General features: G+C 69.1%; 18 protein-coding genes. 5 read left to right on the forward strand and 13 right to left on the reverse strand.

Annotated elements, in window-relative coordinates; genetic code table 11:
• Positions 1-20 precede the first annotated feature (20 nt).
• From ACZ63D_RS24820 to ACZ63D_RS24845, 6 genes are all read right to left on the reverse strand, one after another.
• The gene (locus ACZ63D_RS24820) at positions 21-776 is read right to left on the reverse strand and encodes a class I SAM-dependent methyltransferase (RefSeq protein WP_465356727.1); all 756 of its coding nucleotides are present in this window, start codon (positions 774-776) and stop codon (positions 21-23) included.
• Positions 777-1,178: 402 nt separating this feature from the next.
• Positions 1,179-1,961, reverse strand: a complete 783-nt coding sequence (locus ACZ63D_RS24825; protein WP_465356728.1) for an ANTAR domain-containing protein — start codon at positions 1,959-1,961, stop codon at positions 1,179-1,181.
• A 625-nt stretch (positions 1,962-2,586) separates the two neighbouring features.
• Positions 2,587-2,856, reverse strand: coding sequence for a hypothetical protein (locus ACZ63D_RS24830; protein WP_465356729.1), 270 nt, complete (start codon positions 2,854-2,856; stop codon positions 2,587-2,589).
• Entirely contained in the window at positions 2,853-4,010 is a 1,158-nt protein-coding gene (locus tag ACZ63D_RS24835; protein ID WP_465356730.1) for a putative T7SS-secreted protein, read from the reverse strand. The genes ACZ63D_RS24830 and ACZ63D_RS24835 overlap by 4 nt, the downstream gene beginning before the upstream one ends.
• Entirely contained in the window at positions 4,003-4,323 is a 321-nt protein-coding gene (locus ACZ63D_RS24840; RefSeq protein ID WP_465356731.1) for a hypothetical protein, read from the reverse strand. Before ACZ63D_RS24840 ends, ACZ63D_RS24835 begins: the two co-directional genes overlap by 8 nt.
• A gap of 1,169 nt (positions 4,324-5,492) precedes the next feature.
• A complete protein-coding gene (locus ACZ63D_RS24845) occupies positions 5,493-6,881 on the reverse strand; it encodes a KamA family radical SAM protein (RefSeq protein WP_465356732.1) in 1,389 nt (462 codons plus the stop codon).
• Between the two features lie 121 nt (positions 6,882-7,002).
• Here ACZ63D_RS24845 and ACZ63D_RS24850 point away from each other — a divergent pair, with 121 nt between their 5' ends.
• The 3 genes from ACZ63D_RS24850 to ACZ63D_RS24860 are packed head-to-tail and all read left to right on the forward strand — an operon-like array spanning position 7,003 to position 11,034.
• Complete coding sequence (locus ACZ63D_RS24850; protein WP_465356733.1) at positions 7,003-8,604, forward strand: amidohydrolase; 1,602 nt, start codon at positions 7,003-7,005, stop codon at positions 8,602-8,604.
• 10 nt (positions 8,605-8,614) lie between these two features.
• Positions 8,615-10,243, forward strand: a complete 1,629-nt coding sequence (gene lnt / locus ACZ63D_RS24855) for an apolipoprotein N-acyltransferase (RefSeq protein ID WP_465356734.1) — start codon at positions 8,615-8,617, stop codon at positions 10,241-10,243.
• A gap of 23 nt (positions 10,244-10,266) precedes the next feature.
• The gene (locus ACZ63D_RS24860) at positions 10,267-11,034 is read left to right on the forward strand and encodes a polyprenol monophosphomannose synthase (protein WP_465356735.1); all 768 of its coding nucleotides are present in this window, start codon (positions 10,267-10,269) and stop codon (positions 11,032-11,034) included.
• A 7-nt stretch (positions 11,035-11,041) separates the two neighbouring features.
• Here the strand turns inward: ACZ63D_RS24860 and ACZ63D_RS24865 are convergent, their stop codons facing one another.
• The 3 genes from ACZ63D_RS24865 to ACZ63D_RS24875 all read right to left on the reverse strand — a co-directional run bounded on the left by ACZ63D_RS24865 (position 11,042) and on the right by ACZ63D_RS24875 (position 13,013).
• Positions 11,042-12,124, reverse strand: coding sequence for an SRPBCC domain-containing protein (locus ACZ63D_RS24865; RefSeq protein ID WP_465356736.1), 1,083 nt, complete (start codon positions 12,122-12,124; stop codon positions 11,042-11,044).
• Positions 12,121-12,492: an ArsR/SmtB family transcription factor gene (locus tag ACZ63D_RS24870; protein WP_465356737.1), complete on the reverse strand. Its 372-nt coding sequence runs from the start codon at positions 12,490-12,492 to the stop codon at positions 12,121-12,123. The genes ACZ63D_RS24865 and ACZ63D_RS24870 overlap by 4 nt, the downstream gene beginning before the upstream one ends.
• 80 nt (positions 12,493-12,572) lie before the next feature.
• Positions 12,573-13,013, reverse strand: a complete 441-nt coding sequence (locus ACZ63D_RS24875) for a winged helix-turn-helix transcriptional regulator (RefSeq protein WP_465356738.1) — start codon at positions 13,011-13,013, stop codon at positions 12,573-12,575.
• 85 nt (positions 13,014-13,098) lie between these two features.
• Here ACZ63D_RS24875 and ACZ63D_RS24880 point away from each other — a divergent pair, with 85 nt between their 5' ends.
• Positions 13,099-14,271, forward strand: a complete 1,173-nt coding sequence (locus ACZ63D_RS24880) for an MFS transporter (protein ID WP_465356739.1) — start codon at positions 13,099-13,101, stop codon at positions 14,269-14,271.
• On the opposite strand, the gene ACZ63D_RS24885 is transcribed toward ACZ63D_RS24880, so the two are convergent.
• Positions 14,231-15,115: a LysR family transcriptional regulator gene (locus ACZ63D_RS24885; protein WP_465356740.1), complete on the reverse strand. Its 885-nt coding sequence runs from the start codon at positions 15,113-15,115 to the stop codon at positions 14,231-14,233. The genes ACZ63D_RS24880 and ACZ63D_RS24885 overlap by 41 nt on opposite strands.
• 116 nt (positions 15,116-15,231) lie before the next feature.
• Between ACZ63D_RS24885 and ACZ63D_RS24890 the strand changes: the two genes are divergently transcribed.
• A complete protein-coding gene (locus tag ACZ63D_RS24890) occupies positions 15,232-15,720 on the forward strand; it encodes a cupin domain-containing protein (protein WP_465356741.1) in 489 nt (162 codons plus the stop codon).
• A 232-nt stretch (positions 15,721-15,952) separates the two neighbouring features.
• On the opposite strand, the gene ACZ63D_RS24895 is transcribed toward ACZ63D_RS24890, so the two are convergent.
• The 3 genes from ACZ63D_RS24895 to ACZ63D_RS24905 form a co-directional block, all read right to left on the reverse strand.
• Positions 15,953-16,300, reverse strand: coding sequence for an RNA polymerase-binding protein RbpA (locus ACZ63D_RS24895; RefSeq protein WP_009078445.1), 348 nt, complete (start codon positions 16,298-16,300; stop codon positions 15,953-15,955).
• A gap of 226 nt (positions 16,301-16,526) precedes the next feature.
• Positions 16,527-17,288, reverse strand: a complete 762-nt coding sequence (locus ACZ63D_RS24900; protein WP_465356742.1) for a thymidine kinase — start codon at positions 17,286-17,288, stop codon at positions 16,527-16,529.
• A gap of 22 nt (positions 17,289-17,310) precedes the next feature.
• A complete protein-coding gene (locus ACZ63D_RS24905) occupies positions 17,311-18,711 on the reverse strand; it encodes an MFS transporter (protein WP_465356743.1) in 1,401 nt (466 codons plus the stop codon).
• Positions 18,712-18,770: the final 59 nt, after the last annotated feature.

An 18,770-nucleotide genomic window follows, 5' to 3' on the forward strand; every position in this document is an offset into this window, starting at 1 on the left:
ACGGACTGAGAGCCCGTTGCCTATACCTTGCTCGCCACCACCGTGTAGTTCTCGGCCTCAAGGGTGAACGTGCTCATTTCCGTCCGGAGTCCGACCCGGTGCAATTCGGCTTCGAGTTCTTCGTATCGGTAGGGCCAGCTCGACAACAGTTCCGAGCGGGCGAGAACCGACCCCGCGGTATCCACTTGCGCGATCGCGATCTCGATGTGGTGCTCGTCCTCCCAGTTCGGCGGAATGTCCCAGCGGTAGACCACGACGGCATCGCGACCGTTCCGGCGGACGAGTCGGTCGCTGATGTCCATCCGGGACCCTCTGGCTCTCACGAGTTCCCACGTGCGGGAGGTGAGCACCAAACGCCCTCCACGGCGCAGAAGCCGTGACATCGACTCCAGAGCAGCAACTCTGCCTCGCGTGCCCTCGGCATGGTGCAGCGAGTTGCCAACGCAGAACACCATGTCGAAGGTGTCGTCATCGAAATGGTCGGGCAACTCTTCCCAGCTCGCCCGCATTGTCCGGACAGATGCCCCGAACTCTGCAGACAATTCCGCGGTCCGACGGACCATCGCTTCGCTGGCGTCAGTTGCGACAACGTGCATGCCACGACCGGCGAGGCCAACTGCCAACTGTCCGGTCCCGCACGAACAATCAAGAACGTGAGCGTTGGACGGCAGAAGACGGAGGACGTCATCAAACGACGCAGCGAACTCAGCCGGAGTCACCTTTGCATCGGAGATGAGCCATTCGTACACCTCGGCAAGCGCGTTATAGCTGCTCACAACTTCTACCTTCGTCACGCGGCGGACTCACGGTGGCCATCAGTACATCAGCGGAGCAAGTCGGTCACCAATGGTTTTCCACAAGGGCAACGCGTCCGCGCGTTCCGCAGCAGCGAGCATCGGCATGCCGACGAACTCCGGCCCAGACAAGCGCCGCACTACGCGCAATCCATGATCGAGACCGCCAGCACCCGGGTCGCCTCGTCGTCGGCAAACCGCCGTTCGTATGCCTGACAGTTCCGTGACGGCGGGGCGGTTCCCGAGCCCCGCCTCCGCGGGAATAACGCTCGGTTCAAATAGCGGTTCTTTCCCAGCTGACGAGGAATTGCCGGAGTAAACCCCGGCCTCGTGTGGCGGCAGTCAGGGTTGATCGAGGCTGGCGCGCGGAAGACCACGTCTGGTTCAGTGCGGCGCGGTGAACGCCGCCCAGAGTGCCTCGGCGGCACGGCGGGCGGCCGGGCCCGGGACGACGGGTGGCTTGTCCACGGGCTGCGGAGCCTTGGCGCGGCTGAGGTATTCGACGAGGGCGACGGCGAGTTCGCGGAGCTTGACGTTGAATTCCTGGCTGGTGCGCCGCAAGGTCTCCCAAGCTTCGTCGGGACTGCAGCGGCGGATCGCGATGATGGCGCCTTTGGCTTCTTCGATGGCGGCGCGGGAGCGAAGCAGGTCGATCATCTGGTCCATGGCTCCGCTGGCGGCTTCGCCGACGACCAGGGTCGCCGCGACGAGCCGCTCGTAGCGGGCCAGGACAGCCAGCGCGGCGTCGGCGGGACGGTCGAGAGTGACCGACAGGACGACCGTTCCGGTGTCGTCCCACGCGGTGGGCAGCGCGGCGATTCCGCGAATGCGGCTCCACTGCTCTTCCATGGCGGGAGCGTGCGTGACGAGGTTGTCGAAGGTGAGCTTGGGCCAGCGCGGGTCGGCGAAGACGTCGTCGGTCCGCACCGGCTGGTCGTGCCAGGCGGCGTCGGGAACCGGACCGCCGAAAAGGTCGACCTGGGCCGGGACGATGCGTTCGCCGATGCCGTGCGTGGCCACCACGAGCAACGGCTCGTCCCCCCGGCGAACACTGATGGCGGCGCCGAGCGCGCCCTCGGTCGCGGCGTAGAGGTTCGTGACCAGCTCGCCCAGCAACGCGTCGAGCGCAGCCGCGGTTTCGGCCGCGGAGGGCCGAGGATCGGTCATCGTCGACCGCACCTGACGTCGACGGGCGTAACGGCGGCTGGCAACCGTGCCATGGTTCCTCCCTTTGTCCTCCTCAATTATGCGGATGCGGGCTGGAGCGGTCGATCGGCCTGCCTGATGCCGCTTCCGACTGGGCATCGCCCCGATCCGCACACCCGGTTCTCCGAAGTGGTTTCGCGTTTCTAGGCCCGCGGGGAAGCATCCGACGGAGTGGTCTAGTTGCTCGATGGCGACGGCCCAACCGCAGGAGTCGGAACCAGAGGATGGAATTCCGCTATCTGCGTCTGGCTTGCTCCGAGCTTCCAGAATTCGACTTCAAGAAAACGGCAGAGAAGTGTTTATCGTCTGTCCACTGCTGGGCGGCATGGGTCGTTTCCGAGGCAATTCAGGGTGCAGTTTTGATCGCGAGCAGCCGGCTGGTCACACAGGAAAACGCTAGGTGGACAGCTTTCGGAATCACGCAAACCTAGCAGTCACGCATTCGGGGCGTGTTCAGCGACGAAGTTCCCTGTCGGCGACACAGACGAACATGAGATGCGACTGCGACCTCGGTGACGACGCGCTCCGCCGGGTCCTGGCGGAGGATCGATCCCGCCGGGGCGGTGAGCGTTGCCTGCACCACTGGTCAGTCCTCAGCGAGGTCTTCGGAGGGCCAGCGGGTGAGGAACGCGCCGAGGGCGTTGTCGATGAGCTTGCCTTGTTCGGTCGGTTCGTGTCCTGGGCCGAAGTGCTCGGTGAAGGCATCGCCCAGGACGTCGATCATTGCCTCTTGCTGGTCGAGGGTGGGTTTCTCTTGCGTTTGAAATGCCGCCAGTAGTTCAGGGTCGTGTTTCTCCAGCAGGCTGGTCACGATCGGCCGGAATCGGTCGGGGAGGCTGTCCATCACTGTGCTCATTCGTGCCTCCAGCCTGCCCGTGTTCGTGCCCACGCTGTCGTGATCTCCCCATGTCGGTTCAGGTTAACTGTGGCGTCTTTGCCGACGTAGCGGTAGCTCCCGCCGTAGTTGTCCATTCTGAACTTGGGCGGTTTGGTCGGGTTGGCGACGGCGTCGTGTGCTGCGGCGTCGCTGACGCCGTGGCCGTCGCGTTCGGCCATCTGCTTGCCGCCGTGGTCGGTCTTGCCGGTGATCTCCTTCGGTGGGGAGAACGGCGGTTCGGCATCCGCCCCCGCGCCACTCGTGCTCTGGTTGGTCTGCATGGGCGAGACGTGGTCGTCGCCTGCAGCGTGGGCTGCGAGACTCCCGATCGCGGTGCCGGCCATCGTGGCACCGGTGGCGATGCCCGCCGCGGACACAACGTTGAGCGGCACGCCGGCGACTGCTCCGATTCCCGTCGCGTCCAGCGCGGCCCCGAGTCCTTCCCCGGCCGAGCTGATGACGGTCAGTCCGATACCGGCGGCGGCAGCGGCGACTTCGCCCGGATGGTTGATCATGGCGTTCCCGAACGACGCCAAGCCGTTGACCAGGTGCCCTCCGGCGTCGGCGAGGAAGTCGCCTGCGTCGTCGAGCCAGCTCGAATTCTCGGGCGCGCCAGCGGCGGCCTCTCTGATGGCCGCGGCTGCGTCATCTCCAGCGTCGGAGAGTTGGCGGCGGGCATTGTCGAGCGTGGCCTGAGCTGCTTTTCGTGTGGCCTCGCCTGGATCGGAGAAGGGTGGTGGTGGCTGGCCGTTAGCGGTTGCCTGAGCCGAGGCCTCGTTATGTTGTTGCTGCGCTTGCTGGGTCGCTGCTTGCGCCTTGTTCCATGCTGTGATGGCCTCGGTGGCTTGGCTTTGAGCCCAGCGGAGTGTGCTGGCGTATCCGGCGAGGGCATCAGCTGCGGACAGCAGGGAGTCGGCGGCGGTATACCACTTCGCGGGTTCGTACGAGAACTTGTCGTGGAAGTCTCGAGCGGCGGGGCCTTGCCACGCCCCGGTGTCGAGGGACTTGAGTCCGTCCGAGGCGCGGCCGGCGCTGTCCGCGCGGCCACGCAGCACGCGGACGTTTTCCTCGATGGCGGCAGGGTTCCCTTTCACAAGTTCGGTCGGCACTTGGGTTTGGCCGAGCTCAGCCACCGGTCACCGCCTCTTCGCCCGGGTCGGCGCTGAACTCGCGTGCTGCGGCCCCGTCGCGGAGACGGTAGGCGACGGCTGCTCTCGCCAGTGTGTCGGCGATGGCTCCTGCGTCGTCGGTGAGAGTGTCGAGTCCGTCGCTCCAGCGGACGCAGAGGTCCATCAGCGCGTCGTGCACGCCGTCGTGACCGTAGAGGTCGGCGTCGCCGCACAACCCGCGCAGCTCAAAGTTCTGCTGGCCGTCGACGCTTTCCCGAATACCCGTCGCGGCTTCTTCCAGCTTGTCCACATCGACGTGAAAGCCGGGTCCGTCCATCGCGTGATCCCTCCCCAAGGTCACAGATCGTGAACGCTAGTGTGCAGCGCGGGAGCAGAGTCTTCAACCTCCTGCAATCCGACTCCCTGTGCCGGCTCCGCGGACGAGCTGCTCGGCGCGGCATCGACCACGGGTTTTGCTGGTGCACGGTTTTACGAGTGTCGCGCCCGCCTCCAGGGGCGGTTGCTGGGCGACCTGGCTTCGCATTTCCGGCACGACGTCGGTCACCAGCAAGGAAGCGGCTCCACTGCCCGGCCTTGTCATGCGCCCCGGGCCGATGACGGCCGCGCACAAGGAGGCTGTCCTGCGGTCTTACCGCAGTCCGGAGATCCTTAAGCTCTGCGAACCGTTTTCCACGCCGTACGAGCTCGCGATCGCCTCCGTGTGCGCCGGTGAGTTGAGCACGTCCATTACCGCGCTGCGTCAGGTTGTTCCGTGTCGCTCCTGCGTCCCGCGCGATTCAGCAGCAGTTCGGCGACAGCTTCGGTGGCGAACACCGCGGACGGGATGCCACGGGGCCAAGGTAGCTAGCCAGTTCGAGGAGGGGACTGGCCGCGGCTACCGTGTCCCGGTGGCCCTCGGGCAGCAACGAGGCTAGGTCGCGGCACTGGTCGGCCAGCCGGTTCCGGAGTAAGCGAAACGCCAAGCCTCGGACAGCTGCACCTGTGCACGCCAAGCGCCTGCGGTTCGGCCGGACCGGGAGTGAGAACTGGTCAGCTCAGCGAACTCCGCATCGTGACGAAACTACTGAGTACTATTGCCATCTTTCAAGGCGAACACTATCGCAGGCACTTCGGAAACGGTCGATGCGGTGGAGCGGACAGTCTCGTTCATTCACTTTGTGCCATCACGCTCGAGCGGCTCGAAATAACCTGCCCCTTGCTTCGAATAGAATCGCGGACGTCCTGGGCGCGTTCTCGCGGCCGAGTCCGGGCTCGAACGGCCGGGCTGGTTGGACTGTTTCACCGCGCCGATGGCGACGCCGCAAACACTTTGACAGGTGCCTGGCCGACGGTATAGCCGCTGGCCAGGCACCACTTCGAGGTCTCCCTGCACGGTTCGCCTACGGCAAGGCGCGGTTCCCGTGACGGTTAGCTGGGGCTTCCGGGGCTGTCGCCCAACCGTGGGCAAGCGCTCGAAATCATGTGCTCGAAATCATATGCTCGGGATCAGCGCGGCTGTTCAGCCCACCACCGCTGCCCAGCCTCGGGCAAGGTCTGGATCGGGTCGTAATACGGGTACTTCCGCTGCAACGCCTCCGGGTCCTCGTGCTCGATCCCGGTCCGATAATTCTTAGTCCAGTACGAAATCCCCAAGTCACGATCGTACTCGGCCAACTGATGCACCCACCGCTTCCCCACGTAAGGCACGTCGCACACAATCCGCGGCGTCGCATACCCCGGCAAGTACCCCATGATCGAATGCTGCAATTCCTGCGCCTCATGCACGGAAACCCGCCAATGCTCCGCATTCGGAATCATGTCGCACATGTAAAAATAATAAGGTAGAATATTGGCCTCGCCCTGCAAAGCAAAGCAAAGATCCAACAGCGCCGTAGGGGTAGCATTGACCCCCCGCATCAGCACGCCCTGGTTCCGCACATCCCGAACCCCCACCTGCAACGCCGTCCGCGCCGCCTCCGCGACCAGGGGCGTCACCGACTGTGCGTGGTTCACGTGCGTGTGGATCGCCAGGTTCACCCCGCGCGCCTGTGCGGTCAAGGCGACCCGCTGCAGGCCTTCGGTCACCTTTGGCTGGAGCCAGTGCTGCGGGAGCGCCGCGAGGGCCTTCGTGGCCAGGCGGATGTCGCGCACCGTCTCGATGTCCATCAGGCGCATCAGGAACGACTCCAGCTGCGGCCACGGCACGTTGGCCACGTCGCCGCCCGACACCACTACGTCGCGGACGCCGGGGGTGCGCTTGAGGTAGTCGATCATGGCGTCCTGGCGGTCGACCGGTTTGAGCGCGAGCTTGTGCTTCTCGACCTGTTCGGTGGAGTTGCCGACGAGGTCCATCCGGGTGCAGTGGCCGCAGTACTGCGGGCAGGTCGAGATCATCTCGGCCAGCACCTTGGTCGGGTAGCGGTGGGTGAGCCCCTCGACCACCCACATCTCGGCCTCGTGGAGCGAGTCTCGTTCGGCGTGCGGGTGGCTGGGCCACCGGTCGTGCCGGTCGCTGCGCACCGGGAGCATGTAGCGGCGGATCGGGTCCGCGTAGAACGCCTCGGTGACCTTCGCCGGGTCGGTGCCCGCGTGCGGGGCCATCGTGTTGATCATCTGCGGCGGCAGCAGCATCGACATCGTGGCCATCTCGCGCTGGTCGGCGAGCAGGTCCTCGTAGAACCGATCCTCCAGCAGGTCGCCCATCAGGGCGCGCAGCTGCTTGACGTTGCGCACGCAGTGCACTCGCTGCCATTGCGCGTCCCTCCACTCCGCCTCGGTCACGTCGTGCCAGCCGGGGAAGCGGCGCCAGTCGGGTTCCACCAGCTCGGCGCGGGCGTACTCGTACGGCTGGTCAAAGGCGGCGGCAGTCGGCACAGGTTCCTGGATCGCAGTCATCTGTACTCCTAGTCGTCGGGAACGCGTGAAAATATCCTGCCATAACGTTAGTCGACCGTAAATATTTCTGCATGACGACCCGGTCGGTCCTGCTCGGAAGACCAGGCGGGAGACTCGGGGAGTGAACGACAGCACCACGCTCCTGCTCGGCGGCCGCGTCTACACCCCGTCCTCCCCGGACGCCACCGCGATGGCGGTCTCCGGCGGCACCGTGGTGTGGGTCGGCCAGGACGCGCCGGCCCGCGCGCTGCACCCGGACGCCGAGGTGGTCGACCTGGACGGGGCCTTCGTCGCGCCGGCGTTCGTGGACGCGCACGTGCACGCCACCTCCACCGGGCTGCACCTGACCGGTCTCGACCTGACCGCCGTCCGCGGCTCCGCCGAACTGCTCGCCGCGGTGCGCGGGGCCGTCGTTCCCGGGCAGGTTCTGCTCGCGCACGGCTGGGACGAGTCGTCCTGGACCGAGCAGCGGCTGCCGAGCCGGGCCGAGCTGGACGACGCCGCTGGTGGCACGCCCGTTTACCTGAGCCGCGTCGACGTCCACTCCGCTTTGGTGTCGAGCGCGCTGGTCGAACTCGCGCCGGGCGTCGAATCCGCCGCCGGATGGTCGGCCGACGGCCCGCTCACCCGCGAAGCCCACCACCGCGTCCGGGGCGCGGCCCGTGCCGCGGTCACCCGGTCGCAGCGCCAGGCGGCCCAGCGCGCGTTCCTTGAGACGGCTGCCGCGCGCGGGATCGTGTCGGTGCACGAATGCGCGGGCCCGGACATCTCCGGCGAGGAAGACTTCGCCGACCTGATGGCGCTCGCCGATCCGAAACTGCCGGAAGTCGTCGGCTACTGGGGGCAGCTCGACGGCCTCGACACTGCCCGCCGCCTGGGCGCGCACGGCGTCGCCGGAGATCTTTTCGTCGACGGAGCGCTCGGCTCCCGCACCGCGGCCCTTACCGCGCCGTACTCCGACGAGCCCGGCACCTCCGGCTCCCTTTACGCCGACGCCGCGGTCATCGCCGACCACCTCGTCGCCTGCACCGAAGCCGGGCTGCAGGCGGGCTTCCACGTCATCGGCGACGCCGCGGTCGGCGAGGTGGTCGAAGGATTCCGCCTTGCCGAGAAGCAGATCGGCCAGCGTTCTCTCGCCGCCCGGCACCACCGGCTGGAGCACTTGGAGATGGTCACTGCGGACCAGGCGCGCGAACTCGCCGGCTGGGGGGTGGTCGCGTCTGTGCAGCCGCTGTTCGACGAAGCCTGGGGCGGCGACTCCGGCATGTACGCGGAACGTCTCGGCGCCCGCGCGGCCGCGCTGAACCCGTTCGCGCAGCTCGCCGCCGAGGGAGTCGTGCTCGCCTTCGGCAGCGACGCGCCGGTCACCGCGGTCGACCCGTGGGCGGCGGTCCGCGCGGCGGTGCACCACCACACTCCCGAAGCTCGGCTCTCCGCCCGTGCCGCGTTCACCGCGCACACGCGCGCCGGACACCGCGCGGCGGGCGTCAACGACGGCGTGACCGGCAGCCTCGTCCCGGGCGCGCCCGCGCACTACGCGATCTGGGACGCGGCCGACCTCGTCGTGGCCACGGCCGACAGCCGCGTGCAGCGCTGGTCCACCGACCCGCGTTCGGGCGTGCCGCCGCTGCCGAGGCTGGAGCCGGGCACGCCGCTGCCGCGCTGCCTGCGCACGGTCCGCGGCGGCACGGTCATCTACGACGAGTTCACACCGGCCGCTTAGAGTTCCGGGTGTGGCAGTGAGCGTGGCGGACGCCGATTCGGGCGTTGCGCACAAGACCAAGCGAAAGCGGGCGTGGAAGCCCTGGCTCGCGCGCGTCGCGGCGACGGCGGCGACGGGCTACGGCTACTACCTCAGCTTCGCGCCGCGCCCGCTGTGGTGGCTGGCCCCGATCGCGTTCGCCGCGTTCGCGCTGGTCCTTCGTGGACGGTCGTTCCGCGGCGCGTTCGGGTACGGCTTCGTGTTCGGCATGGCGTTCTTCGTGCCGCTGCTGGTGTGGCTGCAGGACTTCCTCGGCCGCGACTTCGGGCCGCTGCCGTGGCTGGCGCTGTCGTTCGCGCTGTCGCTCTACTTCGGACTCGCCGGGTGGCTGATCCAGGTTGTGGCGCGGCTGCCGCTGGCGCCGCTCTGGGGCGCGCTGGTGTTCATCGCGCTCGAAACGCCGCGCACCTGGTTTCCGCTCGGCGGGTTCCCCTGGGGGCGCGTCGCGTTCAGCCAGCCCGAGGGCGCGTTCCTGTCGCTGGCGTCGGTCGGCGGCGCGCCGCTGGTCGGTTTCGCCGTCGTGCTCACCGGTTTCGGCCTGGCCGCGCTGATCGCCCGGCTGTGGCGCACGCGCAAGGCCTGGGACCGCGCGCTGGTGTGGCCCGCGGTGTTCACCGTGCTTCCCGCCGTCGCCGGGCTGGCGGTGTGGCCGACGATCGGAACCGAGGCGCAGAACGGCTCGCTCACCGTCGGCTCCGTGCAGGGCAACGCGCCGGACATCGGCCTGGCCCTGCAGGGACAGCGCGGGGTGCTGCGCGCCAACGCCCTCGCCGAGAGCGCCCGCTTGCTGCGGAAAGTCCAATCAGGACAGGCCCCGAAGCCGGATCTGCTGCTGTGGCCGGAAACTTCGACCCCGCTGGACGGTGGCGACCCAGGCGTCGACCAGATGGTGTCGGCCTTCGGCTCGCCCGCGATCATCGGCGCGCTCGTGCGCACGCCGGACGGGGCGGCGGAGAACTCGGCGGTCGTCTGGGATCCGAACACCGGGCCAGGACAGCGGTACGTCAAACGGGATCTCGTGCCGTTCGGCGAATACGTGCCCGCCCGCGCCATCGCGCGGCTCGTGACGCCGTTCATCGACGACACCCGCGACATGCGTCCCGGCGACGGTTCCAACGCCGCGCTGTCGGTCGCGGGCACGAAGGTCGGCGTGTTCATCTGCTACGAGTCGGCCTTCGACGCTCCCGCGCGCGACGCGACGAATGCCGGCGGCGAACTGCTCGTGGTGCCGACGAACAACGCGTGGTACGGCCCGGGGGAGATGAGCTACCAGCAGCTCGCGATGGCGCGGCTGCGGGCGGTCGAGCATGGGCGCGCGGTGGTGGTGTCGGCGGTGTCCGGGGTGAGCGCGTTCGTCGCCCCGGACGGGACGATCACCAGCTCCACCGGCCTTTTCACGGCGGATGCCCTGGTCGGGCGCGTGCCGCTGCGCACGCAGACTACGCTGTCGGATCGAATCGGTGCGTGGACGGAGTACGGACTGCTGGCGTTGGCGGTAGCGGGTGTCGCCGGCGGGTTCGTGCTCCGTTTTCGCACCCGGCGCGGCACAGCAGCGACGGCCGCGAAGACGGGGACCACAGCAGGGGAAGCGGCGGGCTGACCCGCCGGATGCGGAGGAGACGGATGGCGCAGGCGCCGCGGGGGGCCGAAACGATCGAACCGGTGCTGGTGGTGATCCCGACCTACAACGAGCGGGAGAACCTCGGCCCGGTGCTGGACCGGCTCCACAAGGCACTCCCGGACGTCGACGTGCTCGTCGTCGACGACGGCAGCCCGGACGGCACCGGCGAGCTGGCCGACGAGCGCGCGGCCGCGGACAAGCGGGTGCACGTGCTGCACCGCACCGCGAAGGAAGGCCTCGGCAAGGCCTACATCGCCGGGTTCCATTGGGGGATGGAGCGCGGCTACGCGACGTTCGTGGAGATGGACGCCGACGGCTCGCACGCGCCGGAGGACCTGCCTCGGCTGCTGGACGCGGTCGGCGACGCGGACCTGTCGATCGGGTCGCGGTACGTGCCCGGCGGCAGCACGGTGAACTGGCCGCTGCGCCGGACGCTGCTCTCGCGCGGGGCGAACCTGTACTCGCGGATCGCGCTGGGGATCAAGGTCGCGGACATGACCGCCGGGTTCCGCGCGTACCGCAGGCCGGTGTTGGAGAAGCTGGCGCTGAACGAGGTCGCCTCGCACGGCTACTGCTTCCAGATCGACCTCACGCGCCGCACCGCGGACGCCGGGTTCGACATCGTCGAGGTGCCGATCACCTTCACCGACCGGGAGATCGGCGTGTCGAAGATGAGCGGCGGCATCATGTCCGAGGCGTTCTTCCGGGTCGCGGAGTGGGGCGTGCAGCGCCGCCTGGCCCAGCTGAAGAGGCTGCTGGGCCGAGGCTGACTCGCCGCTAGCGCAGCACGCGGTAGGTGAGGTGCTCGGCGCCCGGCGTCGACACCGCACCGAGCGGCTCCAGCCGCACCGGTCCGGGATTTCCGGCGGGGAACAACGGGGTTCCGCCGCCGAGGACGATCGGCGCGAGGTGGATCCGCAGCACGTCCGCGAGCCCGGCGTAGAGGACCTGCGCCGCGATCGACCCGCCGCCGATCACCATGACGTCCTTGCCTCCCGCGGCCGCGCGAGCCTGCTCGACCGCGTCCTCCAGGCCGTCGGTGGCGAACCGGAACCGCTCGCCCAGCCGCACTTTCTCGGGCCGGGAGTGCGTGACGACGAAGACCGGCGGCGCGGGGATCCGGTCCTCGCCCTCGCCGTAGCCGTCCTCGTCGGCCCAGCCGTTCGGGCCGTCCACGACGTCGAACATGGTCCGGCCCATGATCACCGCTCCGGTCTCGGTGAACGACCGGTGCAGGATCTCCGCGTCGCGCGGCGTCGGGTCGGACACCCAGGCGTGCAGCGGTTCGCCGCCGGCGCCGAGCCCGCGGTCGGGACCGGCTCCCGGCGCGGTGACGTAGCCGTCCAGCGACATCGAGATGTCCACGACCACCCGGTTCGCCCCCGGCCGGTCCGCGTCGCGCGCGAGTTCGTCGAGCCGGTCCATCGAATCCCGGAGCCCGCGTTCCATCCCGCTCGCGACCATGGCGTCGCGCACTTCGACACTCGGGAAGACCGACCGGGTCCGCAGCCTCGTGCGGCCGTCCCGTTCCTCGAAGGTCAGGGTGTCCAGGCTGACGTTGCCGGGCGTGCCTTCGTACTCGAAGGTCTGGACGATCCGCTCGGCTCTGTCGACGGAATGGAAGACGCCGCGGAACCCGTGCTCGCCGCCGTCGGCGTCGACGTGCACGTAGCGGTACGCCCCGCCGGAGTGCGCGTCGAACTCGATGAGCCGCATCTCGACGTCGCGCGGGCCAAGCCAGCGGGTGATCAGGTCCGGGTCGGTGAAGGCGCGGAACAGCTGGGCGGCAGTCGCGTCGAAATCGCGGACGACCTCGATGAACGGGCTGCCGGGCTGGGCGGTGATGGTGGTCGGGTTCATCGGTCTTGCTCCTTGGTCTTTTCGGTCTTTTCGGGGGCGCTGGTTTCTTCGAGAAGGCTGTCGAGGCGGCGGTACTCGCGTTCGCGGGTCAGCCGGTAGGTGTCGATCCAGCTGGTCAGCTCTTCGAGCGCGGCCGCGTTGAGGTGGCACGGGCGGCGCTGGCCGTCGCGGCTGCGCGTGATGAGCCCGGCCGCCTCCAGCACCTGGACGTGCCGCGACACGGCTTGCTTCGTCACCGGGAACGGCTCGGCCAGCTCGTTCACCGTCGCTTCGCCGCGCGACAGCCGGGCGATCAGCGCGCGCCGGATCGGGTCGCCCAGCGCGGTGAACGCCCGGTCCAGCCGGTCCTCGACGTTGTCAACGGACATCTTTATCAACCGATCTCTTTATCAAGCGATACGTTGACAATAAGCCCGTCGCGTCCCCAGGGCAAGGGGTCTGGCGGGATTCAGCGCACTTTGCGCACCGAAGTCGTCTCGACGTCGGCCGCCGCGCCGCTCGCCGCGACTGGCCGCAGCGGCGGAATCGGCTGCCCGGTCTCGTCGACCAGCACGGAGTGGGCTTCGCCAGGGGAGAAGGCGTGCCGTTCGCCCCATTGCCGCAGGGCGACGACGACGGTGAACAGGTCGCGTCCGGCCGGGGTGAGCGAGTAGACCTGCCGTTTGCCCGACTCCGCGGTCCGCCGGTCGAGGACGCCGCGCTCGACCAGGCGGCGCAGCCGGTCGGTGAGGATGTTGCGGGCGATGCCGGTGCGCTGCTGGAAGTCGGTGAACGCCCGCGCGCCGTCCATCGCGTCGCGGACGATCAGCAGGCTCCACCGGTCGCCGACGAGGTCCAGGGTGCGGGCCACTGGACACGACGGGTCGGTCCAGGCCGGGGTGCCGTCCACGTGCGCGCCTCCTTGATGAGTTGCTCTTTGAAACCATTCTGCCGTACGGTGCGATCAGTTGCAATTCGCTACTGATTGGGGAGTCATGGGCCTCACTACGGGCCGCCGGACCGTGTTCGCCGCGGTGTGCGCGGTCGCCGTCGCGAGCATTTACGCCGCTCAGCCCGTCCTGGCCCAGGTCGGCGCGGACCTGGGAGTGCCGGACGCCGGCCTGGGCTGGATCGTCGCCGCCGGGCAGCTCGGCTACCTGGCCGGACTCGCCGCCTTGGTCCCGTTGGGCGATCTCGCCGACCGGCGCAAGCTCATCGCCGGGCACCTGCTGCTGACCGCCGTCGGCACTGCGCTGGCCGCGGCCGCCACCCACACCTGGCTGCTGCTGACCGGGCTGGCGCTCGCTGGTCTGTTCGCAGTCGTCGTGCAGACGACCGTCGCCTACGCCGCCGCCCTGTCGACGCCGGAGGAGCGCGGCCGCACCCTCGGCGTCGTGACGTCCGGCGTGGTCATCGGCATCTTGGGTGCCCGCGTCGCCGCCGGTGCGCTGGCCGAGCTGTGGGGCTGGCGCAGCGTCTACGTCGTGCTCGCGGTGCTGCTGGCGATGCTCGCCGGTCTCGTGCTGAAGACGATGCCGCCGGACCCGCGCCGCTCCACTGCCACGTACCCGCAGGTGCTGGCTTCGCTCGGCGGCCTGTTCCGCGAGCCGCTGTTTCTCTCACGGGGGTTGATCGCGTTCTTCCTGTTCGCGTCGTTCGGGACGCTGTGGAGCGGCCTGTCACTGCCGCTCGCGGCGGAGCCGTGGAACCTGAGCCCCGCGCAGATCGGCCTGTTCGGACTGGTGGGCCTGGCCGGTGCACTGGGCGCGGCCCGCGCCGGACGCTGGGCCGACCGGGGACGCGCGAGCCTGGTCACCGGGGGAGCGCTGACCCTGCTGGCGGTGTCCTGGCTGGCGGTCGGGCAGCCGTCGCTGTGGCTGCTGGGCCTGGGCGTGCTGGTGCTCGATTTCGCCGTGCAGGCGGTGCACGTCAGCAACCAGCACCTGCTCACCGCGGCGCATCCGGACCGCACCAGCAGCGTCATCGGCGGCTACATGATCTTCTACTCGCTCGGCTCCGCTCTGGGCGCGGCCACGACGACCACCGCGTTCGCCGCCGCGGGCTGGGCCGGTTCCAGCGTCGTGGGCGCGGCGTTCGCCGGATGCGCGTTCGCGGTCTGGGCGTTGGCTAGGGCCGGTGCTCGGCGGCTGTCGTTGCGAACGCCCTGACCAGAGCGGTTTCCCCGGCGCTGCGCCACATCAATCCCCACTGCGCCGGCGGTGCGTCGCGGAAGGGCACGAAGGCGATGCCCGGACGCGCGAAGTACTCCGCCGCGTGCGCGGCGAGCGGGCAGATTCCTTCGCGCGCTCCGATGACCAGCAGAAGCTCCTGAAAGGTGCGGTAGGCGCGCCCGCGGGTGATGGGGACGCCAGCGGGCGTCGTCCACGGCTCGGGCGGTTCTCGCCAGTAGGCGGGCGGCGGGTGCGCGGCGCGCAGGACCGTGTCGCGGCCGAGATCCTCCAAGGTGACGAACTCGCGGCGGGCGAACGGATGCCCGGACGCGACCGCGAGCACCATCGGCTCGGTGTGCACCACCGGTCCCGTCGTGATCGCGGGGTCGTCAACCGGCAGCAGAACCACGGCCAAGTCGGCCGCGCCGGACCGGAGCGTGGCGAGCGGATCCTCGAACGGCGCCTCGCTGATGTCGATCTCGCAGCCTGGATACCGGGCCCGGAAAGCGGCCGTCGCGGCGGAGATCAGGTCCGCCACCGCCGGAGCTTCGAAAGCGAGCCGCAAGGTGCCTTCGACCCCGCGTCCAGCCGCGACCGCGCGCTCGATGCCGGCGAGCAGCTGCCGGTAGGCGGGCCGGATGTCGGCCTCCAGCGCGCGGCCGATCGGAGTCAGGGAGACCCGTCGGCTGGTGCGGTCGAACAGCCGCGCCCCGATCCGGCGCTCCATCGTCTTGACCGACTGGCTGACCCGGGCCTGCGACACCCGCAGCCGTTCCGCGGTCCGGCCGAAGTGCAGCTCCTCGGCGAGCGCGAGGAAAACCTCGATGTCCCGGCGTTCCACCCGTGCCTCCGATCGATAACCCAGAGCTTATCAACCGATGCGCGGTTCGCCGTTGTTCGCCCAGCTCAGCGGCGGAAAAGTAGCCCTTGTCAAACCCGCGTCCCCCGGAGGAACCGATGTCCGAAACCACGCTGATCCGCTCCGCCGAAGCCGAAGTGCTCTCCGACGCCCCGGGCAGCCTGATCTCCCTGCTGGCCGACTCCGGAACCACCGGCAACCGGTTCACCGCCAACCGAGCCACCCTGAACGAGGGCGTTTTCGGCACGCCGGCCCACTTCCACACCCGCGCGACCGAGTTCTTCTACGTGCTCGGCGGCGCCCTCCAAGTCCTCGCAGGCGACGACCTGCACATCCTGGAAACCGGCGACTTCCTCGCCGTGCCGCCGACCGTCCCGCACGCCTTCGGCCCGGCCGCGGGCTCCGCCGCCGACGTGCTGGTCGTTTTCACGCCCGGCATGGACCGCTTCGACTACTACCGGCTGCTCGACCGCGTCGCCCGCGGCGAGGCGGATCCGAAAGAGATCGCCGCGTCCTCCGAGCAGTACGACAACCACTACGTCGACAGCCCGCGGTGGCGGCAGGCGCGCGCCGACGCGGCAGCCTGACCAGCGGCGACCCCGGCCAGAGACCCGGCGAAAACCGGGGCGAAGCTCGGAAGGCCCGCGGGGCAATCGAACGGCCGCGTTCGGCGAGTGCCCGCCGCGACCTTCGCGCCGGGACCGCCTGGTCGCGCTCCGCGAGCCGCCCCGGCGTTCCGCGGACACGGAAAAGCCCCCGCGGGGGGAGGTCGCGGGGGCTTTTCCGGTTCGGTGATGGGAGCCAGCTACTGGCCGAGGCTCAAGCGGACCGGCTGGTCCGGCGTCCCTTGAGCTCGGCGAGACGTTCGTTCAGCAGGTCCTCGAGCTCGGGGATGGAGCGGCGCTCCAGCAGCATGTCCCAGTGGGTCCTGGGGGGCTTGACCTTTTTCTGCTCGGGCTGCCCGCCGTCGACGATCTCGGATTCGCTGCCGTGCAGGCGGCACTCCCACACCGTCGGGATCTCGGCGTCGTCGGAGAACGGCACCTCGAACTCGTGGTTCTTGGGGCAGGAGTAGCGCACGGTACGGCGCGGAGCGAGGTCGTGATTGCGGTCGGTCTCGTAGCTGACCGCTCCCAGCCGGCTTCCACGGAGAACACGGTCGGCCATAGTGGGATTCCTTTCAGTCAGCTCCGGGTGGAGCCAGGGTGATGCTCACCCTATGCAACGAACGAGGGGCGCGAGGGATTCCCGGCCCGCCATGTCGCTGCTCACGATGAGCTGCGTCACCCGTGGTCATCAGCTTCCTCCAGAGGGAGTCGTTTCGCCCTCTGACGTGACGCGGATACCGCCTTCTTAGTGCGGATATCCCCCAGTCGGGCTAGTTAGGTTAGCTCTAGGACAACCGTAACTGACCGTGCTGGGCGGCGGCGGGTCCCAGATCCCCTGAGCGGAAGTGGCGACGGCACAGTACCTGATAACGGACCGTGACCGTTTCGGCATCAGACCGTGCTGAAGCTGAAGATTCAACTACGGAGTGTTCGGTATCTGCTACCACAACGGTGTCCCCGTCACGGAGAATCACGTCGTCGCGCACCCGCGCGTTGAACCGGCCGGGCAGCCCGCACCAGCAGAGCACCTCGACCTGGACCGGCTGCAGCTCGTCGGCGATCTCGAACAGCCGGGCGGCCCCGGGGAAGAGCCGGCTGCGGAAGTCGGTCGCGATGCCGAAGCAGTACACGTCGATGCCGGCCTCGTCGGCGAGCTCGGCGAGCTGGTCGACCTGCGCGGGGGAGAGGAACTGCGCCTCGTCCACGATCACGTAGTCCACGTGCTGCCCGCGCGCCCACTGCTCGCGCACCAGGTCCCGGATGTCGGTGCTGGTCGCGACCTCGGTCGCGCGCCGGACGATGCCGATCCGGCTGGTGATCTGCGGCGCGCCGGACCGGTCGTGGCGGACCAGCACGAGGCCGCGGCGGCCCTGGCGCGCGTGGTTGTGGTCGATCTGCAGCGCGAGCGTCGACTTCCCGCAGTCCATCGGGCCGTAGCAGAACTTCAACCGCCCCCGCGCCGGACCGTTGCGCCGGGCCCCGGCGGGCGGGGCCGCGGAAAGCGCGTCGGTGGGGTCGTCGAGCACAACGTCGTCTGCAGCGGTCACGACGACCGACCCTATCTGGGCCTCACAGCACCTCCGGCGGACGGTTGCCGGCCGCGGCGATCGCCCGCCGCACCGGCACCAGCGCGACGAACACGAACCCGAGCACGAAGAACACCACGAGCGCGATGATCGCCAGCCGGAACGACCCGGTCGCCTGCCCGACGCCGGCGAACACCAGCGGCCCGAGCCACGACGTGCCCTTCTCTCCGACGACGTAGAGCGAGTAGTACTGCGCGTCCTTCCCGGCCGGGATCATCTGGCTGAACAGCGACCTGGCCAGCGCGTTCGTCCCGCCCAGCACCAGCCCGATGCCGACCGCGACTGCGAAGAACTGCACCGGCTGCCTCGGCTGCACGAAGTACGCCCCGCCCAGCACCACGACCCACAGCACGAGGCTGACCAGGATCGTCCGCTTCGCGCCCAAGCGCCGCGCCACCAGGCCGTGCAGGACGCCGCCGGCGTAGGCGAGGAACTGGATCACCAGCACCGTGACGATCAACACCTCGTCGGTGAAGCGCAGCTCGTCCTTGCCGTACTGCGCCGAGACCGTCACGACGGTGTTGATCCCGTCCGCGAAGAGCAGGTAGGCGCCGAGGAAGGCGAGCGTGAGCGGATACGCCTTCGCCTCGCCGAGGGTCTGGCGCAGCTCGCGGAACCCGGCCCGCAGCACCGAAACCCCGCGCTGGGTCGCGGCCGGCACGTGGACGCGGGGGAGACGGCGCAGCGTCGGGACGGTGAAGACCGCCCACCAGATGCCCGAGGTGAGGAAGCAGATCCGCACCGCGAGACCGGTGTCGATGCCGAGGGATTCGCGGCTGAGATAGAAGGCGAGCTGCAGCGCCAGCGCGAGCCCGCCGCCGAGGTAGCCGAACGCCCAGCCCTTGGCCGAAACGTCGTCGCGCTCGTCCGGAGTCGCGATGTCCACCAGGAACGAGTAGTAGACGACCAGCGAACCGCCGTACCCGATGTTCGCCACGATGAACAGCGCCGCGCCCAGCTGCCAGTCCGAACCGGCCATGAAGAACATCAGCGCCGACGCAGCCGCACCGAGCACGGCGAACCCGCCGAGGATCTTGCGCTTGTTGCGGCTGCGGTCGGCCACCGCGCCCGCGATCGGCAGCACCAGCACCTGCACCACGGTCGCCACCGACAGCAGGTAGCCCCACAGCGAACCGGCGGGGAAGTGGAGGCCGAACAGCGACACGTCGCAGTGGTTAAGCTTGTCGTCCGCCCCGGCCGCGTTGAGGCACGCCCTGTCCCCATTAAGGGTGATGTTCTGCTTCGCGTCCGCGGCCGCCACGGTGCTCATGTAGAGCGCTCCGAACACCGTCGTGACCGACGAGTAGAACGGCGAGTTGGCCCAGTCGTAGAAGTACCAGCCCCACCGTTCCCGCTTGCTGTCCCGGGTCTCGGCCAGCGTCATCCACGGCTCCTCGTTCGGTCGCGAATCTCCAGGTCGCGCCGGACATTACTGGCGCGGAC

Source organism: Amycolatopsis sp. NPDC104775 (genome assembly GCF_055583325.1).

Coding starts and splice junctions, on each gene's coding strand:
- ACZ63D_RS24825 (WP_465356728.1), bottom strand. CDS start 1,961: ATGACCGATCCTCGGCCCTCCGCGGCCGAAACCGCGGCTGCGCTCGAC.
- ACZ63D_RS24830 (WP_465356729.1), bottom strand. CDS start 2,856: ATGAGCACAGTGATGGACAGCCTCCCCGACCGATTCCGGCCGATCGTG.
- ACZ63D_RS24840 (WP_465356731.1), bottom strand. CDS start 4,323: ATGGACGGACCCGGCTTTCACGTCGATGTGGACAAGCTGGAAGAAGCC.
- ACZ63D_RS24845 (WP_465356732.1), bottom strand. CDS start 6,881: ATGACTGCGATCCAGGAACCTGTGCCGACTGCCGCCGCCTTTGACCAG.
- ACZ63D_RS24860 (WP_465356735.1), top strand. CDS start 10,267: ATGGCGCAGGCGCCGCGGGGGGCCGAAACGATCGAACCGGTGCTGGTG.
- ACZ63D_RS24865 (WP_465356736.1), bottom strand. CDS start 12,124: ATGAACCCGACCACCATCACCGCCCAGCCCGGCAGCCCGTTCATCGAG.
- ACZ63D_RS24870 (WP_465356737.1), bottom strand. CDS start 12,492: ATGTCCGTTGACAACGTCGAGGACCGGCTGGACCGGGCGTTCACCGCG.
- ACZ63D_RS24880 (WP_465356739.1), top strand. CDS start 13,099: ATGGGCCTCACTACGGGCCGCCGGACCGTGTTCGCCGCGGTGTGCGCG.
- ACZ63D_RS24890 (WP_465356741.1), top strand. CDS start 15,232: ATGTCCGAAACCACGCTGATCCGCTCCGCCGAAGCCGAAGTGCTCTCC.
- ACZ63D_RS24895 (WP_009078445.1), bottom strand. CDS start 16,300: ATGGCCGACCGTGTTCTCCGTGGAAGCCGGCTGGGAGCGGTCAGCTAC.
- ACZ63D_RS24905 (WP_465356743.1), bottom strand. CDS start 18,711: ATGACGCTGGCCGAGACCCGGGACAGCAAGCGGGAACGGTGGGGCTGG.